Below are 16,938 nucleotides of genomic sequence, written 5' to 3'. Positions count from 1 at the left end.
CGCCCGGCGATGGCGCGTTTTCCTGCTTTTCGTCGGAGGTGGCCGTTGAGCTGGCTCTTTAGCCGTCGATTCAAGGCCCTGGAACCGCCGGGCCGGCGTTGAAAAGATCGGTTGTACCGGAAGTCCGCCTCCAGGGGTTCACAGCCTGCTCACCGCTGTTTCGGCGATGAGTGATCAGACGGGTTATCCAGGCGCGGCGAACACCGCAGGACATTGGAGAAACTCCCCGTGCATATCTCTTCCCCGCGCGACGAGCGCATCCAGGCGTTGCCCGAGCACCTGCGCGAGCAGCTTCTGCGGCGCCTGTCAGGGCAGTCGTCGCCCGCCGAGGAGCCGATACCCGCGATCGACGGCTCAGGACCGCTGCCGCTCTCGCCCGCGCAGGAACGCCTCTGGTTCATGTACGAGCTGGATCCGGAAGCCCTCGACTATCTCGTGCCGCTGATCGTGCGGCTCACCGGGCCGCTGGACGTGCCCGCGCTGCGTGCCGCGCTGAACGCGCTGGTGGAACGGCATGAGACGCTGCGGTCGACGTTCGGGTCGCGTGACGGCCGTGGCGTGCGCGAGGTCGCGCCGCACATGGAGGTCCCGTTACAGGTCACCGACCTGACGGGACGGCCGGGCGAGCTGGACCGCGTACTCGAACAGGAGGCGCGGCAGCCCTTCGACCTGCGGGAAGGTCCGGTGTTCCGGGCCCGGCTGATCAGGCTGGGCGAGCGTGAGCACGTGCTGACGGCCTACGCGCACCACATCGTCACCGACGGCTGGTCCTCGCGGCTGGTCCTGGACGACCTGGCCGCCCTGTACTCCGCCACGCTCGGCGGCGAACCGGCGGGCCTGGCGCCGCTGCCCCTGCGTTACGCGGACTACGCCGCCTGGCAACGGAATCTGACGGCGGGGCCGCAGGCCGGGAAGCAGCTCGTGTACTGGCGCGACCGGCTGGACGGGTTCACGCCGATGGACCTGCCGACGGACCGTCCCCGCCCGCCGGTCAGGAGCTCGGCCGGGGCGCGGCACACGTTCGAGATCCCGGCCGAGGTGGTGGGGCGGCTGCGCGAGGCCGGCGAGCGCAACCGGGCGACGTTGTTCATGACGCTGGTCGCGGCCGTGCACCTGCTGCTGGCCCGGTACACGGGACGGCCTGACGTCGCGGTCGCGACCGTCGTGTCGGGCAGGGACCGGGTGGAGCTGGAGAACCTGGTCGGGTTCTTCGTCAACACGCTGGTCCTGCGTGGTGACGTGGACGAGGGCGTGTCGTTCGACGAGTTGCTGCGGCGTACGCGGGCGGGTGTGCTGGACGCGTTCGCCCACGACGGGGTGCCGTTCCAGCGGCTGGTGGAGGCGCTGCGGCCGGAACGTGACCCGAGCAGGCCGCCGCTCACCGAGGTCGCGGTCAATCTGCGTAACCTGTCGGCGGCGTCGGCGGCGTTCGCCGGCCTGCTGGCCGAGGAGTTGGAGCCGCCCGTGCTGGCGGCGAGCATGGACCTGTCGTTCGACTTCGCCGAGCGCGACGGGGCGCTGGCGGGGAGCGTGGCCTACAACGCGACGCTGTTCGACGCGGGGACGGCCGAGCGAATCGCGGCGCATCTGACGTGCCTGCTCAAGGAGGTCGCGGACGGCCCCGACCGGCCGCTGGCCGAGATCTCGCCGCTCGGCCAGGCCGAGCGGACGCTGCTGACGTCGCTGTGGTGCGGCGACGGGACCGGGCCGCCCGCGCGCACGGTGAGCGAGCTGTTCGCCGAGCAGGCCGAGGCCCGGCCGGACGCCGAGGCGGTGGTGTGCGGCCCGCGCTCGGTACGTTACGGGGAGCTGGCCGAGCGGGCCGAGCGCATCGCCGGGCTGCTGGCCGCCGAGGGCGCGGGGCCCGAGCGGTATGTTGCGGTGGCCCTGCCGCGCTCGATCGACATGGTCGCGGCCGTGCTGGGCGTGCTCCGCTCCGGCGCTGCCTACCTGCCGATCGACCTGGACTATCCGGCCGACCGGATCCGTACCATGATCGACGACACCGCGCCGGTGCTCACGCTCACCACCCGCGAGGGCGTGGACAGGCTGCCCCCGGGTGTGCCCGCCGTGGCGCTGGACGACCCGGCCGTCGAGAACGCCCTGACCGGCCCGCACCCCACCCCGCTCCCCTCCGTCAACCCCGATCACCCCGCCTACGTGATCTACACCTCGGGTTCCACGGGACGGCCCAAGGCCGTCGTGGTGACGCACGCGGGTGTGCACGACATGGTGCTCATCCAGCGGGAACGCCTGGACGCCGGGCCGGACGCGCGGGTGTTGCAGTTCGCGTCGCTGAGCTTCGACGGCGCGTTCTGGGAGCTGGTGTGGGCGCTGCTGTCGGGCGGCACACTGGTGATCGCCACCGACGAGGAGCGTCCGCCCGGCGCGCCGTTGGCCGGGCTGATGGCACGCGAGCGCGTCACCCACGCCGTGCTGCCGCCCACCGCGGTTTCGACGCTGCCGCTCGGCGGAGTGCCGTACGGCGCGGTGCTGATCGTGGCGGGCGAGACCTGCCCGCCGGAACTCGTGCGGACGTGGTCGCGGGGCCGGCGCCTGTTCAACGGGTACGGGCCAACCGAGACCATGGTGGGCGCGACTTTGGGCGGGCCGCTGACGGCGGCCGACGCCGATCCCGGACCGGTGCCGATCGGACGGCCCTTCCCGAGCATCAGGGCGTACGTGCTGGACGCGCGGCTGCGGCCGGCGCCGATCGGCGTGCCGGGCGAGCTGTATCTCGGTGGTACGAGGCTGGCGAGGGGGTATTCGAACCGGCCCGGGCTGACCGCCGAGCGGTTCGTGGCCGACCCGTACGGGCCGCCGGGCACGCGCATGTACCGGACGGGCGACAGGGCACGCTGGCTGGCCGACGGCAGGCTGGAGCACGCGGGCCGCGCCGACGACCAGGTCAAGCTGCGTGGGTTCCGTATCGAGCTGGGCGAGGTCGAGGCGGCGCTGGCCGCGCATCCCGCCGTGGTCACCGCCGCGGTGGCGGTCAAGGAGGACGCGGGCGGGGCAAAACGGCTGGTGGCCTACCCGGTGCCGGCCGACGGCGGGGTCACGCCGGGCGAGCTGCGCGACTTCCTGCGCCGGCGGCTGCCCGAGCACATGGTGCCCGCGGCGTTCGTACCGTTGCCCGAGCTGCCGCTGACCCGCAGCGGAAAGGTCGACCGCCGTACGCTGCCGCCGCCACCCGGCGAGCGCGACAGCGGCGAGGAGTACGTCGAGCCGCGCACCCCCACCGAACGTGTCCTGGCGGGGGTGTGGTCGCGGGTGCTCGGCGTGGACCGGGTCGGCGTCCGGGACAACTTCTTCGACCTGGGCGGCGACTCCATCCTCGCGCTCCAGGTCGTGGCCGGGGCCAGGGCGCAGGGACTGGAGGTCGCGCCGCGGCAGATGTTCCTGCGCCAGAACGTCGCCGACCTGGCCGTGACGGCGGCCCTCGTCCCCGCGGGGCATGAGGACCACGCGGGCGGGGACGAGCGGGTGAGCGGCGACGTGCCGCTGACGCCGATCCAGCACTGGTTCCTGGAGAACATGGCCGACAGCCTGTCCCGCTTCAACCAGGCGGTCTGCCTTGAGCTGGCCCCCGACGTGGACGAGGACGCGCTCGAAGCCGCCCTGCGCGCCCTGGTCGAGTGGCACGACGCGTTGCGCCTGCGGCTGGAGCGGGACGGCGACGGTGGGTGGCGCCAGCACAACGCCGGGACCGAGCACGGCACGATCCTGCGCAGGGCGGAACGGCCCGGCGAGGAAGCCGAGATCACGTTCGCGCCGGACAGCGGGCCGCTGGTCAAGGCCCTGCTGGTCACGTCCGGCGAGTCCAGGCGGCTGTACCTGGCCGTCCATCACCTGGCCGTGGACGGCGTTTCGTGGCGGATCCTGCTGCCCGACCTGGAGACCGCCCTGCGGCAGGCCGCGGCGGGTGAGCCGATCAGGCTCGGGCCGCGTACCACCTCGTTCCGCTCCTGGTCGCTGCGGTTGCGCGAGCATGCTCTCTCGGGCGGTTTCGACGACGAGCTGGACCATTGGCGACGCACCCGTGAGCTGGCGAGGAGTGCGGCGGTGCTGCCACTGGACGGCGGCGGCGAGAACCTCGCCGGTGACCTGCGTACGGTGACCAGCACTGTCGGCCCCGAGGTCACCCGGCGGCTGATGCGCGAGGTGCCGGAGGCGTACCGGGCGCGGATGGACGACGTGCTGCTCGGCGCGCTCGGCCGGGTGCTGACCGGGTGGGCGGGCGGTGACCGGGTGCTGGTCGAGGTGGAGGGCCACGGCCGCGAGGAGCTGTTCCCGGAGGTGGACCTGTCGAGGACGGTCGGGTGGTTCACCACGGTCTCGCCCCTGGTGCTGCACATGCCGGGCGGTGACTGGGGTGACCTGCTCAAGTCCGTGAAGGAGCAGGTCAGAGCCGTTCCATCGCGCGGTCTCGGGTACGGCGCGCTGCGTTACCTGTCCCCTTCAGGGGAGGAGCTGCGTGACGACCCGAGGCCGCAGGTCGCCTTCAACTATCTGGGGCGCATGGACGCCCACGGCTCGCCCGGCGGCCCGTTCCCGCGCTTGCTGCCCGTCCCCGAGGGCACCGAGCGCGTCCCGGGGCAGGTTCGGGCTCACCTGCTGGAGGTCAACGCCGTCGTACGCGACGACCGGCTGGAGATCGGCTGGTCGTACTCGGCCCGGCTGCACCGCGAGGAGACCGTGAACCGGCTGGCCGGGCAGCTCGTGGCGGCGCTCGGGGAGATCGCCGAGCACTGCGCGCGTCCCGGGGCGGGCGGGTGCACGCCGTCCGACTTCCCGCTGGCGCGGCTGGACCAGGCGGCGCTGGACGGGATCGCGGGCGACGGCCGGGCCGTCGAGGACGTCTACCCGCTCACGCCCGTGCAGAGCGGCCTGCTGTTCCACTCGCTGTCCGACCCCGCGGGCGACACCTACGCCTCGCACTTCAACCTGCTGCTCGACGGCGTGGACGATCCGGAGCGGCTGGTGCGCGCCTGGCAGGAGGTGGCCGCGGACATCCCGGCGCTGCGTACCGCGGTCGTGTGGGAGGGGGTGCCCGAGCCGCTGCAGGTCGTGCGGCGCGACGCCACGATCCCCGTCGAGCGTCACGACTGGCGCGCGCTGACCGAGGAGGCCAGGAGCGCCGAGGCCGCGCGCATGTGGGAGGGCCGTGCCCGGTGGCGGCTCGACCTGGGCCGGGCGCCACTGATGCGGCTGGCCGTGGCGCGGCTGTCCGACACGCGGGTGCGGGTGTTCTGGACGGCGCATCACCTGCTGCTCGACGGCTGGAGCGCGGCACAGGTGCTGACCCAGGTGTTCGAGCGGTACGCGGGTCGCACGCATCCGGCGCGCAGGCCGTACCGGGACTATGTGGAGTGGCTGGGGCGGCAGGATCGGGCGGCGGCGGAGGCGCACTGGCGGCGGGAGCTGGACGGGTTCACCGCGGCGACGCCGCTCCCGTTCGACCGGCCGCCGGTCAGGGCGCACGGGTCGCGCTCGGCCGCCGCCGTACGGCTGAGCCTGTCGCCCGAACGTTCGCACGCGTTGTACGAGCGGGCCCGCCGCGCCCGGCTGACGGTGAACACGCTGCTCCAGGGCGCCTGGGCGATCCTGCTCTCACGGTATTCGGGCGAGCGCGACGTGTGCTTCGGCGCCACGGTCTCCGGCCGCCCCTCCGGACTGCCGGGGTCGGAGTCGATCGTCGGCCTGTTCATCAACATGCTGCCCGTGCGCGTGGACGTGGACGGCGACGCCGACCTGGTCGGCTGGCTGCGCGGGCTGCAGGAGTCTCAGGTCGAAGGCCGCCAGTACGACTACCTGTCCCCCGCGGACGTGCAGAGATGTGCCGGCCTGGCGGGCGGTGTGCCGCTTTTCGACAGCGTCATGGTGTTCGAGAACTACCCGGAGGCCGCCGGTGACCATGGCGTCCGCGTGCTGGAGCACACCGGTGACGAGCACGGCAACTACCCGCTCATGATCACCGCGTACGCGGCGGGCGAGCTGACCCTGGCGCTCGACTACGACCCGGGCCTGTTCGACGCGGGTACCGCGGAGCGGCTGCTCGGCCACCTGGAGACGATGCTCGGCGCGTTCGCCGGCGACGAGACCTGCCGGGTGTCGGAGCTGCCTGTCATGCCGGAGTCCGAGCGGCATCGGCTGCTCGTGGAGTGGAACGACACCGTCGTCCCCTTCCCCGCCGCCGGTCCCGTGCACGAGCTGTTCTCGGAGCAGACCGCCCGCACCCCCGACGCCACCGCCGTGAGCTGCGGCGAAACCGCGCTGAGCTTCGCCGCCCTGGACGAGCGGGCCAACCGGCTGGCTCACCACCTGATCGGGCTGGGCGCGCGGCCCGGCACGCTGGTCGGCGTGTGCGTCGAACGCGGCTTGGACGCCGTCGTCGCGCTGCTCGGCGTGCTCAAGTCGGGCGCGGCGTTCGTGCCACTCGACCCCGACCATCCGCCTCGGGTCCTCGAATCCATGCTGGAGGACGCCGCCGCCCCGATCGTGGTCACCCAGACGAGGCTGCTCGACCGGCTGGAACGCGGCCGGGCGGCGTTCGTCTGCCTCGACGACGCCGACCTGGCCGGGCACCCCGCCACCGCGCCCCACACGGACGTGACCCCCGGCGACCTGGCGTACGTGATCTACACGTCGGGCTCGACCGGGAGACCGAAGGGCGTGATGGTCGAGCATCGCCACGTCTGCCACATGCTGCGTGCCTGGGACGCCCGTTACGGCCTGGCGGGGACCTCGCCCCGATGCCTGTCGGTCTCCAGCCAGTCGGTGGACCTGTTCTTCGGCGACTTCCTGCTGTCGGCGGTGCTCGGCGGCGAGATGATCATCTGTCCGAGCGGACGGCTCGGCGACCCGCTCGCCATCGCCCGCCTGATCGAGAACACGCGCGCGGAACTCCTGGTGACCGTGCCCGCGCTGGCCCGCGCCATCGCCGAGGAGCTGGACGGTCCCGGCTCGCTGCGGGTGCTGATGGTCGGCTCCGAGGGCTGGCCGGTCGGCGAGGCCCGGCGCATACTCGACCGGCTCGGCTCCGGCACCGTCATCGTGAACGCCTACGGCGCCACCGAGACGACCGTTGACTCGACCGTGTTCCAGCTCGGCGCCGACCCGATGGGGCACAGGACGTACGTGCCGATCGGGCGGCCCTTCGCCAACACCCGCGTGTACGTGCTGGACGCCGAACGACGGCCGGTGCCCATCGGCGTGGTCGGCGAGATCCACATCGCCGGTGACGGGGTGGCGCGCGGCTACTGGAACCGGCCCGACCTGACCGAGGAACGCTTCTCACCCGACCCGTTCACCCCGGGACGCATGTACCGGACCGGCGATCTCGGCCGCCGCAGGGCCGACGGCGTACTGGAGATCGTCGGACGGGTCGACGACCAGGTCAAGGTACGCGGGTTCCGTGTCGAGCCAGGCGAGGTCGAATCGGCGCTGGTCGCGCATCCCCAGGTCGCCGCCGCGGCGGTGGTCGGACGGCAGGACGAGGCGGGGCGGATGCGGCTCGTCGCGTACGTCGTTCCCACCGGCGAGCAGGCACCCGACCCGGCCCTACTGCGGGCGTTCCTGGCCGGGCGGGTGTCGGCTCAGGCGGTGCCGTCGGCGTACGTCAGGATCGACGCGCTGCCGATGACCCCGAGCGGCACGCTGAACCGGCGCGCCCTGCCCGCCCCCGCCGGCCTGCTCGACGCCGCCGTGCCCCATGTCCCGCCGCGCGACACCACGGAGAGGCTGCTCGCCGGGATCTGGGCCGAGGTGCTGCGCCGCGATCCGGCGGGGATCGGCGTCGAGGACGACTTCTTCGACCTGGGTGGCGACTCGATCCTCAGCATCCAGGTGATCTCGCGGGTACGTGCGGCGCTCGGCGCCGCGCCCTCGCCCCGCCAGCTCTTCGACACGCCCACCATCGCCTCCTTCGCCAGGACGCTCGGGGCCGCCGCGCCGCAGGAGGCCATCGGGCGGGCGGACGGCGACGACGGCCTGCCGCTGTCGTTCGCGCAGCAGCGGCTGTGGTTCCTGAGCGAGTTCGAGCCGGACAGCTCCGAGTACAACACCGTGTTCGGCCTGCGTCTGTCCGGTGAGGTGGACGTGGCCGCGCTGCGTACCGCACTCGACCGGCTGGTGACCAGACACGAGTCGCTGCGTACGGTCTTCGGCGACGTCGAAGGCCGCGGCGTGCAGTCCATCCTGCAGCCCGGACCGTTGCCGCTGCGCGTGATCGACGTGTCCGGCCACGACGACCCCGAGTCCGCGACGCACGACCTTCTCGGGCGGGAGGCGTCCCTGCCCTTCGACCTGCGCCGCGGCCCGCTGCTGCGGGCCACCCTGATCAGGATGGGACCGGACGAGCACGCGTTCGCGCTGGTCATGCACCACATCGTGACCGACGGCTGGTCGATGGGCGTGCTCGCCGCCGAGCTCGGCGCCTGTTACGCGGCCGCGCTGCGCGGCGACGCCCCCGAGCTGGCGCCGCTGCCGATCAGGTACGCCGACTACGCGGCCTGGCAGCGCCGTCACCCGTCCGACCCGTCCTACTGGCGGGAGCGGCTGGCCGGGCTCACCCCCCTGGCCCTGCCCACCGACCACCCACGCCCCCCGGTACGGCGGGCCGACGGCGCGATCCGCCTGCTCGACCTCCCGGCGCACACGCTGGACGGGCTGAAGGCGGTGGCCAGACAGCATGACGCGACCCTGTTCATGGTGCTGGTCGCGGCCACCACGATCCTGCTGTCCAGGATCTGCGGCCAACGGGACGTCGCCGTCGGCACCGCCGCCTCGGGACGCGGGCGCGCCGAGCTGGAAGGGCTGGTCGGGTTCTTCGTCAACACGGTCGTGCTGCGGTCCACGGTGACCGAGTCGTCGTCGTTCGCGGCGTTCCTGGCGCAGGTCAGGGATACGGTGCTGGAGGCGTTCGAACACGACGACGTACCGTTCGAGCAACTCGTCGAGGTGTTGCGGCCCGAACGGGACCCGAGCAGGAACCCGCTCGTCGACGTCATGGTCGTCCTGGACAACACGCCCTCGGCCGACCCCGATCTGCCGGGGCTGCGCACCGCGCCGCTGCCCGCGGTCTCCGACCAGGTCAGCCACGACCTGACCGTGGACTTCCTGGAGCACGGCGGCCGGCTGACCGCCGCCGTCGGCTACGGCACCGCGCTGTTCGACCACTCGACCGCCGACCGTCTGGCCGGGCACCTGACGACCCTGCTCAACGCCATCGCCGCAGGTCATCAGGGTTCCGTGGCGGAGCTGCCGATCATGACGGACACGGAGCTCAAGCAGGCCGTGACCGGCTGGCAGGACACCCGCCGGGACACCCCGCCCGCCCTGTTCGCCGAACTGTTCGAGGAGTGCGCGGCGGCGAACGCCGACCGTATCGCGCTCGTCTTCGGTGACCGCGCGCTCACCTTCGCCGAGCTCGACGCCCGCGCCAACCGCCTGGCGCACCTGCTGCGCGCCCGGGGGGCGGGGCCCGAGACGCTGGTGGGGCTCGCGGGCTCGCGCAGCGAACGGACCGTGGTCGCGCTGCTGGCCGTACTCAAGGCCGGGGCCGCCTACCTGCCGCTGGATCCCGGACTGCCTCGGGAGCGGATGGCGTACATGCTGGACGACGCCCGGCCGCTGATCGTCCTCACCGACCGCGACTCCGCGTTCGAACCGCCCGAGCCTGTGGACGTCGTCCTGCTGGACGATCCAGCGCTGCTGGACGGCCTGCCTGACACGCGGCCCGGTGTGCGGCCGCATCCGGCGCACCCGGCATACGTGATCTACACGTCGGGCTCGACGGGACGGCCAAAGGGCGTGGTCGTCGAGCACCGGGGACTCGCCAACCTGTTCCTCGACCACCGGGCCGACCTCATGCGCGCCGAGACCACCCAGCCGATCAAGGCGGGGGTGACCGCGGCGTTCACGTTCGACACCTCTTTGGAGGGCGTGCTGTGGATGACCGACGGCCACGAGCTGCACGTGATCGACGACCTCACCAGACGCGACCCGGAAGCGCTGATCGACTACGTCGCCCGGCACCGGATCGACCTGCTGGACCTCACGCCCTCCTACGCCGAACAGCTCACCGCACGCGGCCTGCTCACCTCCGCCCGTCACCGGCCCGCCGTACTCATGCTGGGCGGTGAGGCGGTCGGCGAGCAGCTCTGGCGCGAGCTGCGCGACGCGCCCGGCACCACCGGCTACAACTACTACGGGCCGACCGAGTGCACGGTCGACACCCTGTACTGCAGACTGTCGGACAGCGAGCGGCCCGTCGTGGGCAGGCCCACCTGGAACACCAGGGCGTACGTGCTGGACGACCGGCTCCGCCCGGTGCCCGTCGGGGTCGCGGGAGAGCTGTACCTGGCCGGTGACCAGCTCGCGCGCGGCTACCTCAACCGGCCGGGCCTGACCGCGGAACGGTTCGTGGCCGGGCCTTTCGAGGAGCCGGGCGGCCGCATGTACCGGACGGGCGACCTGGCCAGGTGGCGGCCCGACGGGCTGATCGAGTACTTGGGCCGCACCGACGACCAGGTCAAGGTGCGCGGCTTCCGTATCGAGCCGGGCGAGATCGAGGCCGTGCTCTGCGAGCACCCGGACGTGGCGCAGGCCGCCGCGGCCGTGTTCGACGACCCGGGGTCGCCGCGCATCGCCGCGTACGTGGTCCCCGTTCCCGGCGCCGCGCCCGAGCCCGGCGCGCTGCGCGACTTCGCCAAACGCTCACTGCCCGGGTACATGGTGCCGCACCTCTTCGTGACGCTGGCGGATCTGCCGCTGAACACCAGCGGGAAGGTCGACCGCCGCGCCCTGCCCGCTCCCGGCGCGACGGCGGCGGCGGGCACGGACCGGCTCCCCCCGCGCGACGACGTCGAACGGGCTCTGGCCGAGGCGTGGGCCGAAGTGCTCGGCGTGGACGCGGACTCGTTCGGGGTCGAGGACAACTTCTTCGACCTCGGCGGCGACTCCATCCTCAGCATGCAGATGGTGGCCAGGGCCAGGCAGGCGGGGGTGTGGATCACGTCCAAGGACCTTTTCCTGCACCAGACGATCGCCGAACTGGCGCCCGTCGCCCAGCCGGTCGCCGAGACCGCCTCCTCCGGTGCGGTCGTGGACGGGCCGGTGCCGCTGACGCCCGTGCAGCGCGAGTTCCTGCTGCCGCGGCGGGTCGCGCCGCACCACTACAACCAGTCGATGCTGGTGGAGCTGTCCGGCCCGGTCGGCGAGCCCGCGCTGCGGGCCGCGCTCGCCGCCCTGGCCGAACGGCACGACGCCCTCAGGCTCCGCTTCGAACGTGACCGCTCCCGGCCCCGCACCGGGGACTGGTCGCAGCTCGCCGTGCCCGCGCCGGCCGTCCCGCTGACCTGCCACGACCTGTCCCATCTGACGGGCGAGGCCGAGCTGCGAGCCGCGGCGAACGAACTGGCCACCGACGCTGATCTGGGGTTCGACCTGGAACATGGCCCCCTGTGGTCCGCCCTGCTCCTCGACCTCGGCGCGGAACGGCGGCCCTGGCTGTACCTGACCGCGCACCACCTCATCGTGGACGCCGTGTCCTGGCGAATCCTGACCGAGGATCTGGAGACCGCCTACCGGCAGGCGGCCGGCGGCGCACCCGTCGATCTCGGGCCCGCGACCTCGCCGTTCCGCCAGTGGGCGGCCCGGCTGGCCGAGCACACGGTGGGGGGCGGGCTCGACGGTGAGGCGGCGTACTGGACCGGCCTGCCCGATCCCGCGCCGCTGCCCACGGACCACGACGGCGAGAGCCTCGTCGGCTCGGTCTCGACCGCGCCGTGCTCGTTGTCCGAGCACGAGACCTGGGCGCTCGTGCGCGGCGCGCCTGCCGTGTTCCGTGCCCGGCTGAGCGAGGTGCTGATCGGCGCGCTGGCCTGGACGCTGTGCCGGTGGACGGGCCAGGAGCAGGTCGTGATCGGCCTGGAGGGACACGGCCGTGAGGACGTCTTCGACGACCTCGACCTGACCAGGACCGTCGGCTGGTTCACCAGCGAATACCCGGCCGCCCTGACCGTGCCCGGCGGCAACGACTGGGCGGCGCTGGTCAGGACCGTGCGTGCGCAGCTTCGCGCGATCCCCGGCAACGGCCTCGGGTACGGCCTGCTGCGCCACCTCAGCCCGCCCGGCTCCCCCGGCACCGCACTCGCCGGCCGGCCGCGCCCGCAGGTCGCCTTCAACTACCACGGCCAGTCCGGCACCGCGCCGGGAGAAGGCCTCTACCACGCCTTCCACGACCCGATCGGGCAGGAGCAGAGCCCGCTGGAACACGTCGGTCACCCGTTGGAGATCGTCGGCGCGATCCGCGACCGCCACCTGACCTTCGACTGGTACTACTCGCAGAACCTGTACGACCCGTCCACGGTGTCGAAGCTCGCGGAGGACTTCGCCGGCGCGCTGCGTTCCCTGGCCCGCCACGCCGAGCGGCGTTCGGCGCCCCGCGAGGAGGTCTGACATGGACGTTCTCGCCCTCCCCGCCACCGCGCTGGCCGGCCTGCTGGCCGAACTGGCGCGCGAGCACCACGTCCCGGGCGCGCAGCTCGCCGTCCGCCACGGCGGCCGTACGGTGAGCGCCGGGTACGGCGTCGAGACCCACGGCGGCGAGGCGGCCGTGACGGAGGCGACGGCGTTCCCGCTGGGCTCGCTGACCAAGCCGTTCACGGCCACGCTGGCCGCCATGCTGGCCGACGACGGTGACCTGACCTTCGACGGCCCGCTGCCCGGCGGGGTCGAAGGGGTGACTCTGCGTGGCCTGCTCAGTCATACCTCGGGCCTGGCCGCCGACGGCGACGTACGGCACCCCGCCGTTCTGCGGGTGGGCCGGGCGTTCTCCTACTCCAACCTCGGCTACGAGCTGGTGGGCCGCCTGGTCGGCCAGGTCACCGGGATGACCTGGTGGGAGGCGGTCGAGGAACTACTGCTGACCCCGCTGGGCATCGAAGCGTCGTACGCGACGGGACGGCGTACCGGTCGCCGTACCGCGACCGGCCACAGCGTGCATCCGGCGACAGGTCGCGTCGTGCCGGTGGCGCAGGAGCAGGAGACCCCCGGTCAGGCCCCTTCCGGCGCGCTCGCGCTGAGCGCGACCGACCTCGTCACCCTGGCTCGGCTCCACCTGGCCGACCCTGACCTGCCCGTCCTGCTCGACCGGCGTACCCTTCACGAGCTGCGCGAGGACCAGCTGGCCGGGATCGAGATCGGGCCGTACGGGCTGGCGGACGGCTGGTGCCTCGGCTGGTCGGCGCACCACCGCGACGGCCTCGACTGGTACGGCCACGACGGCACCGGCGAGGGCACCTCCTGCCATCTGAGGTTCGAGCCCTCGCAACGAACCGTCGTCGCGCTCACCACGAACGCGGACACCGGGCTCGCCCTGTGGCGCGACCTCACCGAACGGCTGGCCCTCCACGGGATCGCCCCCGGCGACCACCGCCCGCTCGCGGGCTCGGGACCACCCGTGGCGCCGCCGCCCGGGTGCACGGGCACATACGTGAACGGCGGATCGGCCTTCGAGGTCACCAGCGGCGGCGGCGGGCTGTGTCTGCGGTCGGCAGGGCCGATCACCTGCTACCGGGGCGGGGTGTTCGAGATCGGTGAGGGCCACGCGGGGCGGTTCATCACCCTGGGCGGCGACATCGACCTGATTCAGGTGTCAGGCCGTTTGGCCCGCCGGGCGGGGAGCCCCGGAGCATGAAGGAAGCCGCCGTGGAGACCGTCGCTCCCCCGCTCGCGCGTAACAGGCGTTACGTGATCCTGTGGAGCGGACAGTTCCTGTCGGAGTTCGGCAACGAGATCAACTTCGTCGCGTTCCCGCTGCTGATCCTGGCCATGTCGGGCTCCGCGTTGCAGGCCGGGCTGGCCTCGTCGCTGGTCGCGGCCGGTCACATGCTGGCCAACCTGCCCGCCGGTGTGATCGCCGACCGGTGGGACAGGCGCAGGACGCTGCTGCTGTGCCAGGGCGGCCGGGCGCTGGCCGTGGCGTCGGTGGCGGTCGCCGTCTGGCTGGACGCGTTCTCGTTCCCGCACGTCCTGCTCGTGGCGCTGATCGACGGGCTGCTCGGGGCGGCTTTCGAACCTGCGGAGCAGGCCGCGCTTCCGCAGGTCGTACCGGAGTCCCAGTTGTCGCGGGCGGTCGCGGCCAACACGGCGAGACCGTTCATCGCGACGCTGCTGGGCCCGGCGCTCGCCGGGTTCCTGTTCGCGGTTGAGCAGGCGATGCCGTTCGCGCTGGACGGCCTGATGCTGGCGCTCTCGTTCGCGGCGCTGATGTTCCTCCGGCTGCCCGCGCGCCCCGCGCCCGCGGAGCCCGCCCGGGGTGCGGGAGGGGATCTCGTGGCCGGGCTCCGGTGGGTGCTGGGGCAGCGGTTGATCAGGACGACGCTGGTGTGGATGGCGGTGTCCAACCTCGTGTTCACCGCACTGATGATCATCGTGCTGGCGATGTCGCACGAGGACAAGGTGGGCGCGGGCGTGATCGGCCTGACCATGGCCTGCATGGGCGCGGGCGGGCTGCTCGGCGCGGCGCTGGCCGACCGGCTGCACGCCCTGCTGCCCGCTCCGGTCGTCATCATCGGCTTCTCGTGGATGACGGCCCTGCTGACCGGGCTGATGGCGCTCGTGCCCGGCGGCCTGCCGCTGGGGCTGCTGCTGGGCTGTACCGCGTTCTTCGCGCCGCTGGCGAACACGACGATCCTGACGTACCAGATCACGGTCACTCCGGACAGGCTGCGCGGCCGGCTGACCGGCATCGTCGGGTTGTGCTCCGGCGGCGCGGCGGCGCTCGGGCCGCTGCTCGGCGGCGCCCTCATGACCGCCGGTGGAGCGGGGCCCGGCGGCATACTGAGCTGTGCCGCCGCCCTCAGCGTCATCGCGCTGGCGACCACGCTCACCCCGGCACTCCGCCGCTTCCCCACCACCGGCTAAAGCGAACTCAGGCCCTCGCGGGAAACGTCACCGAACGTCAGCCGGGAGAGCGTCTGAGGTTGAAAGGCTGAAGCCGCAGCGGTTCGAGGGGCAGGCCAGCCCGGGCGACGAAGCCGTCGAGCAGCGCAGGACGGTACCGCATCCGTTCGAGCCTGGCCTTGACCAGTGTGGTGAGCCGCTCGGCGTCATGGGGAGCGAGGTTGGCCGGGCCCCGTTTGAGAACCGGCCGCACTCCTTCGGCCGGGTTCGGTTCCGGGGCATCCAGCGGCGCCGCGAACCGGACAGGTCCGAAGCCTTGAACCTCGAAGAGACCGCCACGCTCTGGCCCCGTAACGACCAAGGTGTCAGGTTACAAGTTTTGACATCTGTTACCAGCCTGCTTAGTGTTTCTCGCATGGAGCAGAGGACACTCGGCGCCGACGTCCATGTGGGGGCGGTCGGGCTCGGTTGCGCAGGCATGTCCGGCGCGTACGGGCACAGCGCCGACGAACAGAGCATCGCGACGTTTCGCAACGCGCTCGACGCCGGGATCACCTTCATCGACACGGCCGACCACTACGGGATGGGGCACAACGAGACGCTCATCGGGCAGGCGCTGCGATCCGCCGATCGCGACCGCGCCGTGGTGAGCGTGAAGTTCGGCGCGCTGTTCGGCGTGGACGGCAGCGTGCGCGGCATCAACGGCCGACCGGACGCGATCCCGAACTTCCTGGGCTACTCGCTGCAGCGGCTGGGCATCGACTATGTGGACATCTATCGCCCGGCCAGGCTGGATCCCGTTGTCCCGATCGAGGAGACCGTCGGCGCCGTCGCCGAGATGGTGCAGAAGGGCTACGTGCGCGGCATCGGGCTGTCCGAGGTCGGCGCCGAGACGATCCGCCGCGCCCACGCCGTGCACCCGATCACCGACGTCCAGATCGAGTACTCACTGTTCAGCCGCGGTGCCGAAGACGAGATCCTGCCCACCTGCCGCGAACTGGGCATCGGCGTCACCGCCTACGGGGTACTCGCCCAAGGAATGCTGACCGGGACGTGGCGGCCGTCGGCCGGCGACGCACGGCATCGCGGGCACCTGCCCCGCTTCGCCGCCGGAAACATCGAGACCAACCTCGCGCTGGTCGAACGGCTGCGGGAGATCGCCACCTCCCGCGGTGTCACGGTCGCGCAGCTCGCGATCGCGTGGGTGCTCGCACAGGGTCGCGTGCACCGGGACATCGTCGCGCTGGTCGGGGCCAGCCGGCCGCACAGCGTCACCGAGGCGGTGGACGCCACCGGTCTGCGGTTGACCGAGGACGACCTGGACGCGATTGAGCAGGCCGTCCCCCGAGGGGCGGTCGCGGGAGAACGCTACGCCCCCGCCCTGCTCGCGCTACTGGACAGCGAGCGAACGGGCGGCGGACGCTGATGCCCGCCCGAATCCCGCTGGACGCGAACGCCATCCTGGCAGCCACCGAGGAGATCCTGCGGCGCCACGGACCGGACAAGGCAACGGTCGTCGACGTCGCCCGGACACTCGGGGTCAGCCACGCCGCCGTCTACAAGCACTTCCCCTCCAAGCAGGCGCTGCGCGAGGCCGTGACCCGGCGCTGGCTCGACCGCAACCGCGACGCCCTCGCCGTCATCGCCACCGACAGCGCGGTTGCGCCGGCGCGGCGGCTGCGCACCTGGCTGCACGCCGTCCTGGCCGTGAAGCAGGCCAAGATTCGCCAGGACCCGGAGCTGTTCGCCGCCTATGGAATCCTCGCCGCCGCGCACAGCAGCGTCGCCACCGACCACGTCGCCGATCTCCTGGGCCAGCTGACGGCCATCATCGCTGACGGCGCCGCCGACGGCAGCCTCCGCACCGACGACGCGGCGGCCACCGCCCGCGTGGTCTTCAACGCCACTGCCAAGTTCCACCATCTCGCCCACGCGGCCGAATGGCAGAACCCCGGCGTCGGCGCCGAGCTCGACGATGTGTGCAGCCTGCTGCTCGAGGGTCTTCACGCCCCCGCATCGCCGTAGCCG

The 16,938-nt window shown here is 72.6% G+C and carries 6 protein-coding genes; 5 read left to right on the top strand and 1 reads right to left on the bottom strand.

Annotation, left to right across the window (positions count from 1 at the left end; genetic code table 11):
- Window positions 1-228: 228 nt before the first annotated feature.
- The 3 genes from ACFOYY_RS30515 to ACFOYY_RS30505 are packed head-to-tail and all read left to right on the top strand — an operon-like array spanning window position 229 to window position 14,931.
- A complete protein-coding gene (locus ACFOYY_RS30515; RefSeq protein ID WP_386194383.1) occupies window positions 229-12,462 on the top strand; it encodes an amino acid adenylation domain-containing protein in 12,234 nt (4,077 codons plus the stop codon).
- 1 nt (window position 12,463) lies between these two features.
- Window positions 12,464-13,702 (top strand): serine hydrolase domain-containing protein, encoded by a 1,239-nt coding sequence (locus ACFOYY_RS30510; protein WP_386194380.1) that lies wholly within the window; start codon window positions 12,464-12,466, stop codon window positions 13,700-13,702.
- On the top strand, window positions 13,699-14,931 hold the full coding sequence (locus tag ACFOYY_RS30505; protein ID WP_386194377.1) for an MFS transporter: 1,233 nt from the start codon (window positions 13,699-13,701) through the stop codon (window positions 14,929-14,931). The genes ACFOYY_RS30510 and ACFOYY_RS30505 overlap by 4 nt, the downstream gene beginning before the upstream one ends.
- 37 nt (window positions 14,932-14,968) lie before the next feature.
- Here ACFOYY_RS30505 and ACFOYY_RS30500 read toward each other — a convergent pair whose 3' ends face one another.
- Window positions 14,969-15,163, bottom strand: coding sequence for a hypothetical protein (locus tag ACFOYY_RS30500; protein WP_386194374.1), 195 nt, complete (start codon window positions 15,161-15,163; stop codon window positions 14,969-14,971).
- A gap of 162 nt (window positions 15,164-15,325) precedes the next feature.
- Here ACFOYY_RS30500 and ACFOYY_RS30495 point away from each other — a divergent pair, with 162 nt between their 5' ends.
- Together ACFOYY_RS30495 and ACFOYY_RS30490 are read left to right on the top strand one after the other, a co-directional pair.
- Entirely contained in the window at window positions 15,326-16,336 is a 1,011-nt protein-coding gene (locus ACFOYY_RS30495; RefSeq protein ID WP_362783468.1) for an aldo/keto reductase, read from the top strand.
- Window positions 16,336-16,935 carry a TetR family transcriptional regulator gene (locus ACFOYY_RS30490; RefSeq protein WP_386194371.1) on the top strand — a complete coding sequence of 200 codons (600 nt, stop codon included), beginning with the start codon at window positions 16,336-16,338 and terminating at the stop codon, window positions 16,933-16,935. The genes ACFOYY_RS30495 and ACFOYY_RS30490 overlap by 1 nt, the downstream gene beginning before the upstream one ends.
- Window positions 16,936-16,938: the final 3 nt, after the last annotated feature.

The organism is Streptosporangium jomthongense (assembly GCF_042650425.1).
Lineage (GTDB): Bacteria > Actinomycetota > Actinomycetes > Streptosporangiales > Streptosporangiaceae > Streptosporangium.
Note: the sequence above shows the minus strand (reverse complement) of the source record. Positions and strands in the feature narration are given on the sequence as shown.

Excerpts from the sequence above, each read along its gene's own strand:
- ACFOYY_RS30510 (WP_386194380.1), top strand. The coding sequence starts at position 12,464 with ATGGACGTTCTCGCCCTCCCCGCCACCGCGCTGGCCGGCCTGCTGGCC.
- ACFOYY_RS30505 (WP_386194377.1), top strand. The coding sequence starts at position 13,699 with ATGAAGGAAGCCGCCGTGGAGACCGTCGCTCCCCCGCTCGCGCGTAAC.
- ACFOYY_RS30495 (WP_362783468.1), top strand. The coding sequence starts at position 15,326 with ATGGAGCAGAGGACACTCGGCGCCGACGTCCATGTGGGGGCGGTCGGG.
- ACFOYY_RS30490 (WP_386194371.1), top strand. The coding sequence starts at position 16,336 with ATGCCCGCCCGAATCCCGCTGGACGCGAACGCCATCCTGGCAGCCACC.